General features: G+C 56.2%; 14 protein-coding genes. 7 read left to right on the plus strand and 7 right to left on the minus strand.

The features are described 5' to 3' along the window. Window positions 1-235 precede the first annotated feature (235 nt). Together F5984_RS17495 and F5984_RS17500 are read left to right on the plus strand one after the other, a co-directional pair. Complete coding sequence (locus F5984_RS17495; protein WP_152125528.1) at window positions 236-3838, plus strand: putative Ig domain-containing protein; 3603 nt, start codon at window positions 236-238, stop codon at window positions 3836-3838. Window positions 3839-4028: 190 nt separating this feature from the next. Then, window positions 4029-4868, plus strand: coding sequence for a fumarylacetoacetate hydrolase family protein (locus F5984_RS17500; RefSeq protein ID WP_152125529.1), 840 nt, complete (start codon window positions 4029-4031; stop codon window positions 4866-4868). 172 nt (window positions 4869-5040) lie between these two features. Here the strand turns inward: F5984_RS17500 and F5984_RS17505 are convergent, their stop codons facing one another. Beyond that, window positions 5041-6180 (minus strand): 5-(carboxyamino)imidazole ribonucleotide synthase, encoded by a 1140-nt coding sequence (locus F5984_RS17505; protein WP_152125530.1) that lies wholly within the window; start codon window positions 6178-6180, stop codon window positions 5041-5043. A gap of 96 nt (window positions 6181-6276) precedes the next feature. Then, window positions 6277-6684 (minus strand): alternative ribosome rescue aminoacyl-tRNA hydrolase ArfB, encoded by a 408-nt coding sequence (gene arfB, locus F5984_RS17510; protein ID WP_152125531.1) that lies wholly within the window; start codon window positions 6682-6684, stop codon window positions 6277-6279. A gap of 184 nt (window positions 6685-6868) precedes the next feature. Between arfB and F5984_RS17515 the strand changes: the two genes are divergently transcribed. From F5984_RS17515 to F5984_RS17535, 5 genes are all read left to right on the plus strand, one after another. Then, window positions 6869-7234, plus strand: a complete 366-nt coding sequence (locus F5984_RS17515; protein WP_152125532.1) for a hypothetical protein — start codon at window positions 6869-6871, stop codon at window positions 7232-7234. Between the two features lie 11 nt (window positions 7235-7245). Then, window positions 7246-7983 (plus strand): hypothetical protein, encoded by a 738-nt coding sequence (locus F5984_RS17520; RefSeq protein ID WP_152125533.1) that lies wholly within the window; start codon window positions 7246-7248, stop codon window positions 7981-7983. Between the two features lie 25 nt (window positions 7984-8008). Beyond that, window positions 8009-8371, plus strand: coding sequence for a hypothetical protein (locus F5984_RS17525; RefSeq protein ID WP_152125534.1), 363 nt, complete (start codon window positions 8009-8011; stop codon window positions 8369-8371). A 79-nt stretch (window positions 8372-8450) separates the two neighbouring features. Further along, window positions 8451-8795 (plus strand): hypothetical protein, encoded by a 345-nt coding sequence (locus F5984_RS17530; RefSeq protein WP_246169095.1) that lies wholly within the window; start codon window positions 8451-8453, stop codon window positions 8793-8795. Continuing rightward, window positions 8792-9154, plus strand: a complete 363-nt coding sequence (locus F5984_RS17535) for a hypothetical protein (RefSeq protein WP_152125535.1) — start codon at window positions 8792-8794, stop codon at window positions 9152-9154. The genes F5984_RS17530 and F5984_RS17535 overlap by 4 nt, the downstream gene beginning before the upstream one ends. Before the next feature lie 64 nt (window positions 9155-9218). Here F5984_RS17535 and F5984_RS17540 read toward each other — a convergent pair whose 3' ends face one another. The 5 genes from F5984_RS17540 to F5984_RS17560 form a co-directional block, all read right to left on the minus strand. Further along, the gene (locus F5984_RS17540; protein WP_152125536.1) at window positions 9219-10061 is read right to left on the minus strand and encodes an MBL fold metallo-hydrolase; all 843 of its coding nucleotides are present in this window, start codon (window positions 10059-10061) and stop codon (window positions 9219-9221) included. 66 nt (window positions 10062-10127) lie between these two features. Further along, window positions 10128-11084 (minus strand): arabinan endo-1,5-alpha-L-arabinosidase, encoded by a 957-nt coding sequence (locus F5984_RS17545; protein ID WP_152125537.1) that lies wholly within the window; start codon window positions 11082-11084, stop codon window positions 10128-10130. 201 nt (window positions 11085-11285) lie between these two features. Further along, window positions 11286-11957 carry a DUF3823 domain-containing protein gene (locus F5984_RS17550; protein ID WP_152125538.1) on the minus strand — a complete coding sequence of 224 codons (672 nt, stop codon included), beginning with the start codon at window positions 11955-11957 and terminating at the stop codon, window positions 11286-11288. 9 nt (window positions 11958-11966) lie between these two features. Further along, window positions 11967-13814 (minus strand): RagB/SusD family nutrient uptake outer membrane protein, encoded by a 1848-nt coding sequence (locus F5984_RS17555; RefSeq protein ID WP_152125539.1) that lies wholly within the window; start codon window positions 13812-13814, stop codon window positions 11967-11969. Between the two features lie 20 nt (window positions 13815-13834). Continuing rightward, on the minus strand, window positions 13835-17035 hold the full coding sequence (locus F5984_RS17560) for a SusC/RagA family TonB-linked outer membrane protein (RefSeq protein WP_246169097.1): 3201 nt from the start codon (window positions 17033-17035) through the stop codon (window positions 13835-13837). Window positions 17036-17346 lie beyond the last annotated feature (311 nt).

Raw genomic sequence — 17346 nt, forward strand, 5'->3', positions numbered from 1 at the left:
TGGGGCACTGATAATCTTTATCAATGTCCCAACAAGTCTATATAATCAATACGCTTTTTCAGTACATGAAGTATTGAATTTGTATACACAATAGTGAATATACGTCATAAGTAGATCAAGATTAAAATTAGGTTTAATTATAAAAATAAAAAGAAAGTGTAGTGTAATTCGTATTGATAAATGGGCTTATTTGGGGATTGTTTTTACACCTATTAACAAACACAATTCCTTCTTTATGATGTTAAAACTACGCTCGCTTACCCTATTGCTGTCAGTAGCAATAGGGTTGCTACTTACTCTGAGGGCGCAGGCACAGGTCTTTACCCGAAAACTCGATCCGGCTGATCCAAGTATGTCACGCATTGCCCGGTTGCCGGCCGGTGGTGTACCCTCGTTTGAAGCGGGAGCTGTCGACGTTGCCCGACTCAAGGCAGAGGATGAAATAGATCAGAAAGCCGGTAAACCCTTACGTATTGCCGTGGTTCAGCCTGCTTCGGTTAATGTATTACAGGCGGGGAAAGCCGTTATTGCCGATGGTGAGCGGGTCACCTATTACGAACTCCGCTCGCCCGGTGCCCTCGGTATTGGTGCTGATTTTGATAAGTTGCGGCTGGCTGAAGGAACCCAGATTTATCTGTACAATGCTGCTCGTACCACACTGGTTGGTCCCATTACCCGTACCGAAAATACGACCGATAACCATTACGTGTCGGATCGGCTCATGGGTGATCGGCTCATGATTGAGGTGCGTGAGCCGCTCAAGGCCGGACCGAGCGAAATTAGCCTCGCGGGCATCATTCACGAATACAACATCCCGTTTGGCCCATACGGCAACATCCGGTCGGCATTGGCCTGCCACAACAATATGGCCTGTGCACCTTCTTACCAATATGAAGGGGATGCCGTTGCCCAGATTTTCATGCTCTACAATGGTAGTGGCTTTCTGTGTTCGGGGGCCATGCTCAACGATGCGCAGCAGTCGTTTCGGTCGTATTTCCTGACGGCTTTCCACTGTATCGACTTCACGGGTGATCTACAGTTACAGACTGCCGAAAAAGCATCGACAGCCAACTGGTCTTTCTTCTTCAAGTACCAGAGCGCAACCTGTACCCCCAATATGGACGATAACATTTACGTCACAATTAATGGGGCTACGTTCCGGGCTGGTTCGGCTAATACCGATATGACCCTGCTGGAACTGAACCGGCAACTGCCGCTCAACCAGGAGATTCCGTTTTTGGGTTGGGATCGGCGGACGACCAACTACATTGGCACCTTCGGAATTCATCACCCCAATGGCAGTGTCAAGAAAATTTCGTTTGCTGATGGGGCTACGTTTTATAACGGCTGGAACGGAACCTTCCCGGAGTCACACTACGAAACGGTTTTTACCAACGGTACTATGGAAGGAGGCTCCTCGGGCTCGCCGTTGTTCAACAGCGATCGCCGGGTTATCGGGCAGTTGCATGGCGGGGCCAGCGGTTGTGCACCCATTCGGATGCTGTACGGGCGTTTTGATTTGTCGTGGTTCGGTAATGGTACCGATGATACGCGCCTGAATAACTGGCTCGACCCCACGCGCACAGGAGCTACCGTAACCAATGCGGTTACGCCACGGCTTACCGGCCCCGGTAGCTTTACGGGCTCGGCTACGTATGCTGTCAATGCCAATAGCGCTCTGACCACCTGGACGGTATTGGGTGGTGATGGTATTGTGTCGCCGACGTCAGGCTCAGGCAATCGGGCCGAACTGACCGGCTTGACGAGCGGTTCGTCGTTGACCATCGTATTCAGCGTAAATGCCGGGCAGTCGTACCCAATTACGTTCCGTCAGACGTTCAACGTGGGTAGCCCCACGGCCAACCGGCCACCGGTACCTCCGGCGGGCGGTATCGAAAACCAGCGGATTCCGCTCAACACACGCTATGATTTTGAGTTACCCAAGTTTTCAGACCCTGATGGCGATGCCCTGACTTACTCGGCGGAGGGCTTGCCGGAGGGTATCGTGTTCAATAACGACGAAACCGGTACCTACCTGTTTGGTGCCCCATCGGTGCCGGGAGTGAATACCGTGGTCATTACGGCTACTGATCCCGGTGGCTTGACCGCTTCCACGGCCTTCTCATTGACGATTCTGGCGAACCGGGCCCCCACGCGTGTGGGAGCGGTAGTGAGTGGTACAGCGGCCGTAGGCATTGTGAGCACCTTTGCCCTCACAAGCCTCATCAGCGATCCCGATGGGTTCCCAATGTCGTACACAGTCACGGGAACTTACCCGCCGGGGATGGCTCGGGTAGGCAATAACATTACTGGTCGGCCAACCGCCGTAGGTAGTTATACGCTCTCGGTTGTTGGTGTAGATGAGGGCGGTTTGTCAAACTCAACTACGTTTATTATCAACGTATTGAGTGTGCCTAACCGGCCGCCGGTACCATTAGGGCCGAGCCTTACAGCGTCGCTGATTACGGGGATCAACTATCGCTTAACATTAGGGGGTATCTTCACCGATCCTGAAGGTGCTACGGTAACGTACGGTGCCATCGGCATGCCTGCGGCTTACACGCTTGTCAACACACCAGAGCCAGCTATTTTATGCCGTGCCGATGTGCCGAGTATAGTGTCGTTTACGCTGACGGGCACGGACCCTCAGGGTGGTGTCGGGCGGACTAACCTGTCGATTGTTTTCCAGAACCCGGCAGCCTCATCGGCCTTGCAGGTACTGCAACCAACATACGACTGCAATACCGGAGCCATCGTGTTCAGAACATCGGGTGGCAATGGTACGCCGATCACGTTCTCGGCTGTTGGTGTACAGCGGGCTTCGGCTACCAGTACGTCGGGTACGGTAGAGGCAGGCTTGCGTGCCGATCCTAAACCGATTGTGATTACGGCTACGCAGAGTGGTTCTATAACCGCCACCTACACCTTCGATTTCGGAGCGTATTGTCAGGGTATTGCCCCAATTTTACCCCCCGACCCCACACCGCCTGCCCCAACGGGAGCCTTGACCATGCAGCAGCCTACGTACAACTGTAACACGGGCGTGATTGTATTCAACACCAGCGGTGGCGACGGGTCGCCGATTACGTTCCAGGCAATCGGGGTACAGCGTACGTCACCCACAAGCACAACGGGTACGCTGGAGCCCGGTCTCCGCGCCGACCCCAAACCGATTGTGATTACGGCTACGCAGAGTGGAGTTTCGGTAAGTGTAACCTTTAATTTGGTGGGTTATTGCAACGGTACGGTTCCGCCATCGGTACCACCGGCAACGCCCCCCACCTCGCCAACTACCAGCCCTGGCAGTGCCTTGTCGCTCACCACCCCGACCTACAACTGTGCAACGGGTGTGATTGTGTTCAACACGGCTGGTGGCGACGGTACACCGATCACGTATTCGGCCGTGGGCGTACGGCGAACCTCGCCCACGAGTGCTACCGGCACGGTGGAGGAGGGTCTGCGGGCTGATCCCAAGCCGCTGGTGATCTCAGCTACGCAAAGTGGCGTCACCACCAGCATCACCTTCAACTTCGGTGCGTTCTGCGCGGGTAGCGCCCGCATGGCCTCAACCGAGCTGGCTAACTCCCTAAATGTGGAGGTCTTGGGCAACCCCACACCGAGCGAGTGGGTGAGCCTGCGGGTGAGCGGTCTTGGTAGCGCCAGCTTACAGGTGCAAACGGTTGATGCGACAGGCCGCCCGATAGCCGATGGTGCTTGGACGGTGGGAGGCACAACGGCTACGGTGGCAGTTAAGTTGGGCCGCATGCCGGGTGCGTATCTGCTGCGGGTACAATCGGGCAGCGCGGTGAAAACGGTACGCGTTGTGAAGAGTGAATAAAAACGAGTTTAGGGTTTTTAGTTTCTGAAAGCACTGAGCTGAAACCATAAATTCAAAAAGGGGCACCCGGCCGGGTGCCCCTTTTTGGTTAGAAACGGCCCGGCGAATGGATTTTGTCTGCTGACTGTCATTAGATTCGGCAGGATTTCGGATTATATCAATACCAGTTTTATGCCTTTATCATCCCATTATGCGCCTGTACAAAACCCGCTCCGGCCTCGTTGTTCAACACGAAAATCAGTTTTACCGCGCCCCCACCGACGATTGGGACTACCTCGTTAACGAAGACAATCTCCACGAGTATCTGACACAGACTATTGCTACGGCAAGCCCGTCGGATGAGTGTCGTGCCTGGGTTGAAACCGGTTTATTGGCCCCCATCGGTCAACAGGAGGTCTGGGCGGCCGGTGTTACGTACCTACGTAGCCGCGACGCCCGCATGGAGGAGTCGAAAAAATCGGGGGGCGATAATTTTTACGACCGGGTGTACGATGCCGAGCGCCCCGAACTGTTTTTTAAATCGACGGCGTTGCGCGTGGTTGGCCCCGGTGGGTCGGTGCGGATTCGGCGTGATTCGAGCTGGAATGTGCCTGAGCCTGAGCTTACCCTGATGATTACCTCATCGGGCAAGATTGTGGGTTACACGTGCGGTAACGATATGAGTTCGCGCAGTATTGAGGGCGAGAATCCTCTTTATCTGCCTCAGGCCAAAACCTACGACGGTGCGGCTGCATTGGGCCCCTGCGTGTATATTCCGGCCGCCCCAATTGACCCCGAAACCACCATCGGTCTGGTGATTCGGCGGGGGGGCGAGGTGGCTTTTGAGGGCCAGATTCAGATCAACCAGATGAAGCGGCAACATACCGAGCTGGTTTCGTTCCTGTTCCGCGAATGCTCGTTTCCGCACGGTTGCTTCCTCATGACGGGTACCGGGCTTGTTCCCCCCGACGATTTTACCCTGTTGCCGGGCGACGTGGTGCAGATCACCATTGCTGGTATCGGGACGCTCGAAAACCCGGTAGCCGAATAGGCAGGGGTTTCAAGCGAAAATGAATGTATAATGTATAATGGATAATGGACCTCAGTACTGGACATTAGATGTTGGACATTAGACACTAGACCTCCCTCTATAAAGGTAGTAAGTCTAACGTCCAGTGTCTGAAGTCCGCATGTCCATTATCCATTTACTTTTGCTTTAGGACCTATTCCGAAACCACCCGAATGGCCCCTTGTACGGCGGCTACTTTTTGCCGGAGGGTATCGAGGTCGGGGTCCATTACGGTGATGTGGCCCATTTTTCGGAAGGGCTTCGTGATCGCTTTCCCGTACAAAAACGGAAACACGCCGGGCATAGCCAACACGGTGTCGAGGCCCTCATAACGGGCCGGACCGGTATGCCCATCCTCGCCGAGCAGGTTGAGCATAGCCGCAGGCTGATAGCCGGTGGTGTCGCCCAGCGGCAGGTTCAGAATCGCGCGCCAGTGTTGCTCAAACTGCGAGGTAACATTGGCCCGGATGGTGTGGTGACCGCTGTTGTGGGGCCGGGGCGCTACTTCGTTGAGGAGCACCTCGCCCTCTTTGGTCAGAAACAATTCCACCGCCAGTAACCCCACAATCCCGAAGGCTTCGGCAGTTTGGCGGGCAATGGTCTGTGCCTGTTGGTCGATAGATTCCGAGATCGAAGCCGGGGCAAACAGATAATCGACCAGATTAAGCTCCGGGTGAAACACCATCTCGACCGTCGGGAAGGTTTGCACCTCACCGCGCTCATTGCGGGCCACAATTACCGCCAGTTCTTTTTCAAAATCAACCGCTTTTTCGAGCACACCGGGCGCATCAAACGCCTTGTGCAGATCGGCGGTGGTGGCAACACGTTGCACACCCCGGCCATCGTATCCGTCGCGGCCGAGCTTATGAAACGCAGGCAGCAGGTCGGGGTTTTGCGCCACCTGTCGGCTCACATCGGCGCGGTCGTCGGTAAGCACAAAGTCGGCTGTAGGGAGGTTATGATCCCGGAAAAACTGTTTCTGAAGCCGTTTGTCCTGAATGGTACGAATCACGGCCGGTTGCGGAAACACCTGCTTGCCTTCGCGTTGGAGGGCTTCGAGGGCCTCAACGTTTACTTTTTCGATCTCGATGGTGATCACATCGACACCCTGCCCGAATTGGTACACCGTGTCGTAGTCAGTCAGGGAGCCTTGCTGAAAATGAGTGCAGAGGTGTCGGCACGAAGCCTGCGCGTCGGGGTCGAGCACATGGATACGGAGATTCCAGTCAATGCTGGCTTGCAGGAGCATCAGGCCAAGCTGACCCCCACCGAGGATACCGATAGTAGGATTCAAAACAAAAAACCGGGACGCCGGTGCGAAAGAATACCGTTGAACAAGAATACAGGGCAAAATTAACCCACTTTCACGGATTTTGATGGGCAAGCCCGTTTACTCACCCGGATCAACCCGGCGCCGGTTGGTTTTCAGGGTACTCCGCAGCCGTTTGTCGGTGCGTCGTTCTTCTACGGCCGCCCGGCTGGGGCGCGTTGGTCGGCGGGGCTTCGGTGTTTCAAACGCCTTCTCGATCAACCGCAAAAACTTACGCGTCACTTTTTCGCGGTTGCCCAGCTGCGTCCGTTCAGTTTGGTGAGTAAGTACCAGCTCGCCCTCGCCCGTGAGTTTAGAGGCCAGTTTTTCGAACAGAATGGCCCGTTCGGCATCGGTGAGCAGGGCTGAGTCGCGCACCGAAAAACGCAGCTCGGCCTTGGTGGCCACTTTGTTCACGTTCTGGCCACCCGCGCCACCGCTACGGGCAAATTGGTACGTCAGTTCGGGCAACAGTCGGATGGCATCCATGCGGGTGAGGGGAGGGAAAAAGCCCCCGTTTGAGGGCGTTCGGGCGCGAAATAAAGGAACAGGAACCTCACGTCCAATTTTCCGTCAAAATATAAACATTGTAGAGTCGGTAGAGTTTTGAGTCGTAGATAGTACAGCAACCACGGTGGTGTATGGTATTCATACCCCCGAACACTCAACGATTATGACTTCGCAAAATGAACAAATCACGGCTCTGATTGAGCAGACTGCCGATTCATTCGACGGCAGTATCCAGTCGACCACGGCTATCGACGGCATGTCGGTCATTGACCGGTGGATCGATGCCCTCGACGAAAACGGCGACGACCAAACCGACACCATCGCCGATATTCTGGAAGACCTCAAGGCCGAACTGAGTGTAGCCCGCCAGAACGAAACGCCCGACGTAGAATCTATTCAGGAGCTTTTGCAGGAGCTGATTGGTGAAACCCAGTCGTACATGCAAATGCCCGAAGCGAGTGCCCAGCAAACCGAACTGCAACGGCTCGTATCGACCCTCCAGAACATTCATACACAAATCAGCGCCTAAACTCAACGACCATGCAACCGAACCAACAAACCACGCAACTCCTGAACCAGACCATCGACACGTTTAACGGCGATGTGCAGGCCATTTCGCCCACAGATGGGGTGTCTCTGATCGATAACTGGATTAGTGCCCTGCACAGTGGCGACGCGTCGACCAACCCAATTGCGAGTACCCTGAGCGAACTTAAAGTAGAGCTTCAGCGGGGCAATCCGGATTCTGAAACGATTCAGGCGTTGCTCGAGCAACTGGCCAGCCAGGCAGGTGAGGCCGGAAAAACCGCCGATGGTGCCGCCCAGTCGGCCCTGACCGAATTGTCGTTGGCGTTGCAGAGCTTTAGTCAGCAGCTTGGCGGTGAAAGCGGCCCGGCCAAAACCGGCGGCCAAGCGCCCATGACCAGCACCACCACCAATCAAAGTACACAGGGAACATACTCAACCGATATTGACATGGACGATCAGGCAGGCAGCAACGCGGGAGCCACGGGTGAATCGGGTAGTGAAAACTACGCTCGCCAATCGCCCGACGCGGGCAACACACAAGGGGGCGGTTCGTACGGCTCTGGGTACGGCACCGGCTCGTCGGGCGAAGACGAAACCCAGAACTCAGGTACCGAGCGGTCGATGAGTGCGGATATGGACGATAACGCCAGCCGTGCCCGGCTCGAAGGCGACTCTACCAGCAGTGGTTCCGATGATACCGACACGGGCGCGTCGAGCCCCGGTGCTGGTGGCCGGATGCCAGTTATGTAGGCCCATCATCCAAATCACAGTCCGTATGGATACGAAACAAACATCACCCCACGAGTCGCCGGCGCTGTCGCTCATCGATACCACGATTGAAGCGTTCGATCAGGGACAGGCCGCATCGCCCCAGGAGGGCATGTCGCTGCTGGGCGACTGGTTTTCGTCGGTAGAGAACAACGAACAGGCGGCCGACCTGATGCAACCCATGCAGGCGCTGCGCGACGAACTGCAACAGGGATCGCCCCGTAACACCCGCCTGGTGGACTTGCTGGAGCAACTGGCCGAGCTGACCGAGACGAAAGCAACGCAGGTAGACGCCGACCTGGCGTCGCGACTAACTACCCTGTCGACAGCCCTGCGCAACTTTGCCGGGCAGCTTTCGACAACCGTGTAAATCAACCCAATCAGAAACAAGGCGACAGGGTAGGCCCCTGTGCTTCCGGTTGCCTTGTTTTTCTTTTATTCCTTTTATCATGGGTACAAACATTTTGGAACAACGGATGATCGAGGATACCCTCGATTTTTTTCAGGGCAATGATGGGCTGGAGGTAAGCCCGGCTCAGGGCGTCATGCTGATCGACGGCTGGTTGCAGGCGTTGGAGCGCGACGCCAATGTCGAGGGCATTCGTAACGGCCTACACCAGCTACGCGAAGAACTAAATCATCCCACACCCGACCCGGTTACGGTGAAAACGTTGCTGGACCAGCTGGCCGATGCGGCCGAAGATATGGCTCAGGGGCCCAGCGCCGAAGGCATGTGGACCGGCCGACTACAAAGTATGAGCGAACTGTTACGTAACTTCAGTAATCAGCTATGAACCCCGAAAAAGATATACACGCCAAAACAACCGATCTTCTCGACCAGACAATGGATTTGCTGGAAGGGAACGTGGCCGAGATGACCCCGCAAAACGGCAAGGGTATCATTGACCAATGGATTGAGCAATTACGGCACAGCGAAAACACCACCGGTTTGGCGGGCTCGCTGGAACAACTGAAAAACGGACTCGAAGGTACCGGCCCCGATCCAGCCGAGCTGTCACAATTATTGCAGACCATGTCGGAGCAGGCTCGTCAGCTTGGCGTCACGCTGGGCCCGGAAGGAGACCTGTCGGTACGGATTGAGGGATTAGCCGCGGCTCTGCGTACAGCGGCCGGGCAATTTGGGCAAGCCTGATTGGCTACCGACCTGTTGAATAAAAAAAACGCTGCCCGACCGGGCAGCGTTTTTTGTGGATGACTTATACCGTGAGTCGCTCGCCCAGCCGGAGTACCCGGTAGGGGGTTTGGTGGGTATGGCAAGCCTGGATAAACTCGGCCGGGTTGGCGGTGTTGAACGCAAACAGGTCGTAGTGGTGGGGGATTACCTGCCCCGCGCCAATGGCTTTGCCCAGCCGGGCGGCCTCGTCGGGGTTCAGATTACCCGCTACCCGGCGTTCGGGTTTGTTGCCATTGATGGGCAGAAACGCCACATCGACCCCAAACGGTTGCAACAGGGTTTCGAGCCCGTCGAACCAGAGCGTATCGCCCGAGTGGTAAAGCGTGTATGGCCCTACACGGGCGATAAACCCCATAAATCGGGGCCATCCCTGCGCGTCGCGTTCGAGTTCGTTGTGGGCAGCCGGTACGCCATACAACCGAAATGGGCCTAACTGGACCGTCTGCCCATCGGTAAGCCCCACGAGGGTGGGCGTGTTGGCTGCAAGACTGAGCCGGTCGGCCACAAAGGCCCGGTTAGCTTCGGGAAACACCAGCCGGGCGTCGGGGCTGTGGGCCAGAATGGGGCCGAGGGTTTCGGCGTCGAGGTGGTCGGTATGGTTGTGGCTCGACGTGAGTACGTCGATGCGGGGGAGCCGGGCCGGATCAATTACCCGTTCCGAAATGCGGTCGTGCGGCTTGTCGGTGTGGGCGTACTTTCGGGTGAGCGAGTCCGACAGGTACGGGTCGAAAAGCAGGTGCTGCCCGGCATACTGAATCAGAAAGCCACTCTGCCCCAGCCACCAGATATGCAGTTGGTCGGGCTGTTGCCGGGCGGTCTCGATGTCGGTAAGGAGGGCGTCGTCCTGAAGAAAAGGCGTAATCATGGCGGAGGGTATGTTGCAGGGTAAAGTAAGCAAAAGTAGGCTATCTCCCCGACAAGGCTCCCGGTATTACTCCAGCACGGGCCAGCCATTGCGGAATTTAAGCCGCCGGATGGCTATTTTCGACCGTCCCTTGTCGTCGGCATCGTAGTAATGAATGGAGGCCAGCGTTTGCTTACCCTCCCGCAAGACACCCACGTGTCCCGGCCCAATGTACGGCCCGGTTGTGCGCAGAACAAGGGTGCCGCCCCCGGCCGTCAGGTCGCGGCCTTCCCTATCCACAAACGGCCCGAGTGGGCTTGTGGACCGGCCCACCACAATGTAATACGTGCTGTTGAGTCCTTTGCAGCAAAACCCGTTGTTGACAAACAGGTAGTAGTAATTGCCCTCGCGGTGTAGGGCGGGCGCTTCCCAGTCGGATTGCCGCCCACCGGCTACCCGCCCAACGGTGGTGCCCGCTTTGACCTTCCCCGTGAGCGTATCCAGTTCGGCGGCTCCAATACCGCCGTGAAAGGAGCCATAGACCAGATACACCCGCCCGTCGGTATCGCGCATGAGGCCGGGGTCAATCGCGTTGAAGTCGTCGCGTGTTTTGGACCTCACCACCATGCCTGCATCGGTCCATCGGTAGTCGGGCGATTGTGGGTCGAGGGTAGGAGAGGTAGCTACGCCGATGGCCGATACGGGCGAGCCGAACGTAGAACAGGAATAGTAGAGGTAGTATTTTCCGTTCATGCGGATGCAGTCGGGCGCCCAGAAATGCCCTTTAAACCCCCGCACAGTGCTGTCAATCCAGTTGGGCCATGTTCCCCGTTCAAACACCGGTTTTTCGAGTTTCCACGTCTGAAGGTCGGTTGAGCTGACAGCCTGAATGCCGTGCCCGGTGGAGAAATACCAGTACCGGCCGGCCTCTTTCTGAAGGGTACTTGGGTCGTGTGTGGTAATGCCCGACGTAGAGACCGGTGTTTGGGCTACGGCCGTCAGGTGCGTCAGTAGAGCGAGCGACAGGATAAGTCGGGAAAGCATGGGATGAAACCTGTTTTAACCTGTAACGATTCCGTTGAGTAGTCAGACAGAGTTAAATGTATAATGAACAATGTGAAATGCACAATGAAATGACTGATTGTCAGCAGGTAATACGATTTTTGTTATGCATTTTACATTGTTCATTCACTTACAAGAGATGTCATCTTTCCGAACAAGATGACATCTCTTCACAAAAAACCTTTACAACGTAATCTTCTGCACGGGGCTGTAGAGCATCTCGGCCACCCCTACGGTTTTGACCCCAAGCCGGGCGTAGCAGTAGCCTTTACCCGTAACGGCGGCCGGTACAGCAGCCGAAAACGCCAGCGATTTGGTCAGGTCCGACAAGGCGGCCCCGGTCAGGCTGTTGGAGCCCGCGTTGTTGTTGATATCGACAAACTGCGTAGCGCCTACGTACAGCGTAACCCGCTCGATGGCCCGGCCCGTTGCCACCTGCCCAATGGTGCAGTTGGCCGTAATGTTGGTGCCGGTTTTCTGGAATGCCGGATTCCGAATCACGAAATAAGGCTGCACCGGTACGTCGACCTGCGCGCCCCCCCGCACCTGCACATTGATGGTATCGCTATTGTCGACCCACGGCCCATTGCCCCGTAACCGTACGAGCTTATAGTCGCCATCGAACACCACGGCCGAGAACGTACCCTCCTGCGACACATAGACCGGAATTTTGGTGAAAAGCTGGAAGCCCCGCTGCCATAGTTCGAGCTGTACGCCGTTGGTACGCACACCCACGGGCTGATTGTCGTAGATAACCCGGCCCGTAATGGTTGAGCTTGGCGGATCGAAATTGTCTTTCTGACAGCCGCTGAGGAGAAGAACCCCCGCCAACAGGCTAAAATAGATGGATTTCATAGTCAGGTCTTAGTGGAATGGGTTACGAACGATCTTCGGGTTGTTGTTGATTACGTTCTGATCGATTGACGAGTAGTAATTGCCCATCTGGAACAGACGCGGAGCCCGGAACCGGGGAGCCAGCAGCTTCACAAACACGTATTTGCCATCGCGTGGGTCGCCGGGGCGCACAATCCGGTAGGGGTACAGGGCGTACATCATGGCGTCGGGGTTGGTCACGTTGCCATTCCAGATTTCGTGGGCAATGCGCCAGCGTTTGAGGTCCCACACGCGGTGGTCTTCGAAAGCCAGCTCCACCCGGCGCTCGTTCTGCAAACGGGCCAGTGTGAGGCTTGTGAGGCTGTTGGCCGGGAAGCCCGCCCGTTCGCGTACGCGGTTCACGTAGGTGAGGGCTTCGGCGGTTTGTCCCAGCTCGAAGGCGGCTTCGGCCGCGTTGAGCAGCACCTCACCCAGCCGGAAACGGACCCACCACATATCGCTTCGGATACCGCGTGTGCTCGACAGCGGAGCCGGGTCAATGTACTTCCGCAGGTAAAAACCCGTGTTCGATACCTCCGTTTGCGATCGTTGCGGACCCGAGCTGCCCGTGAGGAGCCGCCCGTCGGTATGGTTTGCCCCGAGGGTGTTGCCCTCAATGGTCTGGTACGAATTGCTGGCGGCATTCCAGACCATCACACCGGCCTGAATCTGCACATCTTGCCCTTTGAAGCTCGTACCCGGATAAATCACGGTGCCGTACAGGCGGGCGTCTTTGTTGGCAAAGGGGCCGCTCAGGTTGTCGTAGTAAATAAAGTCCTTATCGTCGGCGGTGCGGGTTTTCAGCGTGCCGGGGGTGCCGTCGAGATACTCGTAAGCCTCCACCAGATTCAGTACCGGCGTCACGTTCGACGACGACAGGTTGTCTTCGCGAATGTTGCGGGCAATGTTGTCGTAGCTAAACGAGTGCCGCTTGTCTTTGGCCGTCAGGAAATCCTTGGCCAGAATCACCTCCGAGTTATTCAGCTTTTTGGTGATAGCCTCAAAGAAATTCTCGCCCAGATTGGGGTTGGCCCGGTAGAGCTGATACGGCCCGGCAATCACTTCTTTACTCGCTTCGAGGGCTTTGGTGTAGTACTCCTGCGCTCGGGCCGCCGGAATACCTACTTCGCCACCGGGCGTGCTGATGGGGGCACCCATGCGGTTGTTGTATTTCGCAATGGAGCCCGCGTAAAGCATAGCCCGGCTTTTGAGTGCCATAGCCGTAAACTTGTTGGCGCGGGTGTTGCTGCCCGTATTACCCAGGTCGTTCTTGATGGCGTCTAGTTCCGTGGCAATGAAGTCATACACTTCCGATTCCTTGTTCCGCGGAAACTGGAGCGACGAGGGGTTGCCGCTAAAGTCGTAAATAAGCTGCTTGGTGATGATAGGCACCCCGCCCATCCGCTTCACCAACTCGAAGTACATAAACGCCCGCAGAAACCGGAACTCGGCCGAAAACTGGCTTTTCTGAGCCGCCGAGAGGGCTGTACTCTTGGTTTCGATGCTTTCCAGGGCTAGGTTGATGTCGCGGATCAGGCCGTAATCCCACAGCCGCCACCGCTCAAAACCGTACGACACAATGTTGTTGGGACCATCGTTATTACCCGACCACATGGCCTCGTCGTAGGCCGCAAACTGATCCCAGCCGTTGTCGATTTGGGTGTGGGCTGGTAGCCGGTCGTAGTAGTTAGCCAGCAGGCTCGTAATCATTTTGGCATCGTTCCAGACCTGCTCTTCCAGAATGATGTTGGGTGGCTGGCGCTCCAGAAAATCGTCTTTGCAGGCCGTCAGGCTCAGGGTGAGCAGGCCAATCGACAGGTATTTATGAAAACGGTTCATTGGTAAGGTCGTTTGGGGAATTAGAAACTCAGCGCAAAACCGGCGTTGTACAGGCGCTGGGGTGGGTACACCAGAGCGCCGTTTGACGAGATTTCGGGATCGACCTGAATCGCTTTCAGGTTATCGAACGAAATCAGGTTGGTGCCGTTGACGTACACCTTCATGGCCGACATGCCCAACTTGCTCAGGAATGCCTTCGGAATGTTGTAGCCGATTTCGAGGTTGCGCAGGCGCAGGTAGCGCACGTTGGTCACCCAGAAATCGCTCCGGCGGCTGTAGTTCACGTGGCTGGGGCTATCTTTCCGAACGGCCGGATAGGTGCCCGGAATCCAGGGGCTGTCGGCGTTGAACGGGTCGGCCCGGTGCCAGCGGTCTTCAAAAATGTAGCCCGGCGAGGTACCGTTGTTCTGGAACGGAATTTTCTGCTCCACCTCGCGCCGGAACGTTTGCAGACCCGCGCCCACTACGTCGACCTGCAACGTAAAGCCCCGGTAGCCCAGCGTGCCGTTGAATGCGTAGTTGAAATACGGGGTGGCCCCTTCGGCGTACCCAATGGGCCGCTCGTCGAGGTTGTTGATGACCCCGTCGCCGTTCACGTCTTTGTAGATAAAATCGCCGGGGAGCTGGGTACGGTTGCCCTGCCCGTCGTTGTCTACGTTGTAAGCGTCAATTTCCTGCTGCGACCCAAACCGGCCCACCACCTGGTAGCCCCAGTTGATGCTCGACCACCGGTCTACGGCCGAGTTGCGGTACTGATCCCACGAGTTGCCGAAGCGCGGCTTGTAGATGTCGAGGCTCCGCTGCCGGGCCAGCGTAGCGTTGGCCCCCACGGTGTAGGTGAGCCCACCCACTTTACCGTTGTACGACAAGGCCCCTTCGATACCCCGGATGGCGTCGGAGTTGAGGTTGGCGTTGGGCAGGGTGTAGCCCACTTCGCTCGGCAACAGCACGTCATACTGCGCGGCTGGCAACCCTTTGCGCTTGCGCTCAAACACATCGAACTGACCCGATATTTTGCCGCCGAGCAAACCGAAGTCCAGACCTAAGTTGGTCGATACGTTGGTTACCCACGACAGCGTGGTGATGGGTAGTCCGCGCGGCTGCACCCCAATGGTGTAGTTGCCGTTGAAAATGGCGCTGCCTTGCAGGAAGTTGTAGCCCGGCAGGTAGCTGAACGGAGCCACAATGAAGTTATCGTTGATCAGGTCGCTACCTGTACGGCCGTAGCTGGCCCGGAGTTTCAGCTCGCTGATGGCACTGCCTACTTTGTCTTTGAAGAACGATTCCTCGCTCACCCGCCAGCCTACCGACGCGCCGGGGAAGAACCCGTACCGCCGACCGGGCGCAAACAGGAACGAGCCATCGTACCGCCCGAGCAGTTCGAGCAGGTACCGCTGCTTGTAGTTGTAGTTGACCCGGCCAATGTAGCCCGCCCGCGCCGTTACGTTCCACTCGTCGATGAGCAGATCCTGATTGGCAAACGACATCAGCGGGATGTAGTTGTTAGGCGGAACCGTGTGCACCACCAGGTATTTGTTGTCGGTGTCGTACCGTTCGTAGGCGGCTACCGTGGCCAGGCCATGATCGCCAAACTGCTTGTTGTAGGTAGCCTGCAACTGCATGAACCGGTCGGTGATGTTCCGCTTCCGGCGTTCGCGCCAGGGGTTCTGGTTGCCCCCGCCCGGTACTACGTTGTACGTGTCGGTTTTGGGGTCGTAGGTGTAGGCATCGTAGGTGTACTCAAACCCATCAAAATCGAAGTTAGAGAAGTTGTACGAGTACGTTCCTTTCACGCTCAGGCCAAAATCGAAGTCGTACTGGGCCGTAAAGTTGGCTTTGGCCGCCCGCCAGAGTTCGTCAATGGTACCGGTAATTTCTTTGCGGTACGTAGCCGGGTTTACGTTTACGTTATGCGTCTGGTTGATGTACTTCGGGTTATCGTTGGCGTAGGGCCGCTCGGTGGGCCACATTGAAAAGATACTCAGAAACGGGTTGAAGTAATCATCAAGGCCCGGTACGCCAATCTGAAACCGGTCTTCGATCCGGCCACTGATCTGGGTGCCAATCCGGAGTTTTTTGCTCAACCCGGCTTCTACGTTGGCCTGAAAATTACTCCGCTTGAAGCTGTAATCCCGAATGAGGGCATCTTGCGAGAGGTGGCTGGCCGATACGTAATACGTTACGTTTTCAGACCCGCCCGATACGCTCCCGTTGAGGTACGACTGTGGCACGTTGGGGCGCATCACCATGTCGTAGTAATCGAAACTCTGGTAGCCCTTTTCGGTGCCGACGCGCCATTTTTCGAGTTCGGGTGCGGTGATGGTGCTCGGGATGCCCCGGTTCTGGTCCGACTCGGCCAGGGCCCGTACGTGCTGGTAGGCATTGGCCGGGCGCGGGTACCGCGTGAAGTTCTGAAGCCCGTAATACCCCGACAGGCTGATTACGGGCTTCTGGCCCGCTTTGCCCCGCTTGGTGGTTACCAGTACAACCCCGTTGGCGGCCCGGAGCCCGTAAATGGCAGCCGAGCCATCTTTTAGGATCGAGATACTTTCAATATCGTTGATGCCGAGGTTATTGAACTGACCGGCATCGGCCACAATCCCGTCGATAACGTACAGGGGCGAGCCCATGTTCCGAATCTGAATGTTGGTGCCGCCACCGGGCCGGGCGTCGGTTTGGCGGGCCGTAATGCCCGGCACCCGGCCCACCAGTGCACTTGAGGTAGCTACGGCGGGTGTGCGGATAATCTCGTCGGCTTTCACGGCGGCTACGGAGCCGGTTACCGTACCCCGCGACTGCGTACCGTAGCCTACCACCACTACCTCGTCGAGCGACTGATCGTCGGCCGCCAGTTGAATGCTGAGCCGGGTCGAGTTGCCCACCGTGATCTCCTGCGAGCGGTAGCCCACAAACGAGAACACCAGTACGGTGTTGGGGTTGGGCACCGTGATCGAAAACTGCCCTTGAGCGTCTGTCGTACTGCCTCGTGTGGTCCCTTTTACAACCACGTTGACCCCCGGAAGGGCCTCGCCTTTGTCATCCGTTACTTTGCCCGACACCACCACGTCGGCGGGTTGTTCCATCACGTGTTCGTAGGCCAATCGTAGTTCGGCCCCTTCGTTTGTTGCCCAGGCATCGCCAAACACCAGACCCAGGGTCAGGGGTACAAGTGCGCATCGGATTGCCAGACTTGCCGGATAGCGTTGTAATGCTCGTCTCATGATGCTGACTGGTTTAGATTTCTTTTAAAAGGGAAGTAGGTGAACACATAGCTAAACAGGTTTACTACTGATTAAAATGTTAGGAGAAAAAGTACAATTAATCAAAGCTAAAGTCCTGTTAAAGCAAAGTCAAATAAATGTCAAAATGCAGTCAGTATTAGGCAAGATGGTGGGTATACACAAAATAATTTTAATGAAAATTGTGAAAAAACAGTCAGTTATAGCTAATATTTAACATATAGCTGGTTTGGGTTTGCTGTATAGTAGTGATAACAAAATGGTAAGTATTCGTTCCTGTATAAGCGAGGGAG

The organism is Rudanella paleaurantiibacter, assembly GCF_009184635.1.
Classification (GTDB): Bacteria; Bacteroidota; Bacteroidia; order Cytophagales; family Spirosomataceae; genus Rudanella; species Rudanella paleaurantiibacter.

What these genes read in the sequence shown, in the direction of transcription:
- F5984_RS17495 (WP_152125528.1), top strand. Translation starts at nt 236, where the DNA reads ATGATGTTAAAACTACGCTCGCTTACCCTATTGCTGTCAGTAGCAATA.
- F5984_RS17500 (WP_152125529.1), top strand. Translation starts at nt 4,029, where the DNA reads ATGCGCCTGTACAAAACCCGCTCCGGCCTCGTTGTTCAACACGAAAAT.
- arfB (WP_152125531.1), bottom strand. Translation starts at nt 6,684, where the DNA reads ATGGATGCCATCCGACTGTTGCCCGAACTGACGTACCAATTTGCCCGT.
- F5984_RS17515 (WP_152125532.1), top strand. Translation starts at nt 6,869, where the DNA reads ATGACTTCGCAAAATGAACAAATCACGGCTCTGATTGAGCAGACTGCC.
- F5984_RS17520 (WP_152125533.1), top strand. Translation starts at nt 7,246, where the DNA reads ATGCAACCGAACCAACAAACCACGCAACTCCTGAACCAGACCATCGAC.
- F5984_RS17525 (WP_152125534.1), top strand. Translation starts at nt 8,009, where the DNA reads ATGGATACGAAACAAACATCACCCCACGAGTCGCCGGCGCTGTCGCTC.
- F5984_RS17530 (WP_246169095.1), top strand. Translation starts at nt 8,451, where the DNA reads ATGGGTACAAACATTTTGGAACAACGGATGATCGAGGATACCCTCGAT.
- F5984_RS17535 (WP_152125535.1), top strand. Translation starts at nt 8,792, where the DNA reads ATGAACCCCGAAAAAGATATACACGCCAAAACAACCGATCTTCTCGAC.
- F5984_RS17540 (WP_152125536.1), bottom strand. Translation starts at nt 10,061, where the DNA reads ATGATTACGCCTTTTCTTCAGGACGACGCCCTCCTTACCGACATCGAG.
- F5984_RS17545 (WP_152125537.1), bottom strand. Translation starts at nt 11,084, where the DNA reads ATGCTTTCCCGACTTATCCTGTCGCTCGCTCTACTGACGCACCTGACG.
- F5984_RS17550 (WP_152125538.1), bottom strand. Translation starts at nt 11,957, where the DNA reads ATGAAATCCATCTATTTTAGCCTGTTGGCGGGGGTTCTTCTCCTCAGC.
- F5984_RS17555 (WP_152125539.1), bottom strand. Translation starts at nt 13,814, where the DNA reads ATGAACCGTTTTCATAAATACCTGTCGATTGGCCTGCTCACCCTGAGC.
- F5984_RS17560 (WP_246169097.1), bottom strand. Translation starts at nt 17,035, where the DNA reads ATGAGACGAGCATTACAACGCTATCCGGCAAGTCTGGCAATCCGATGC.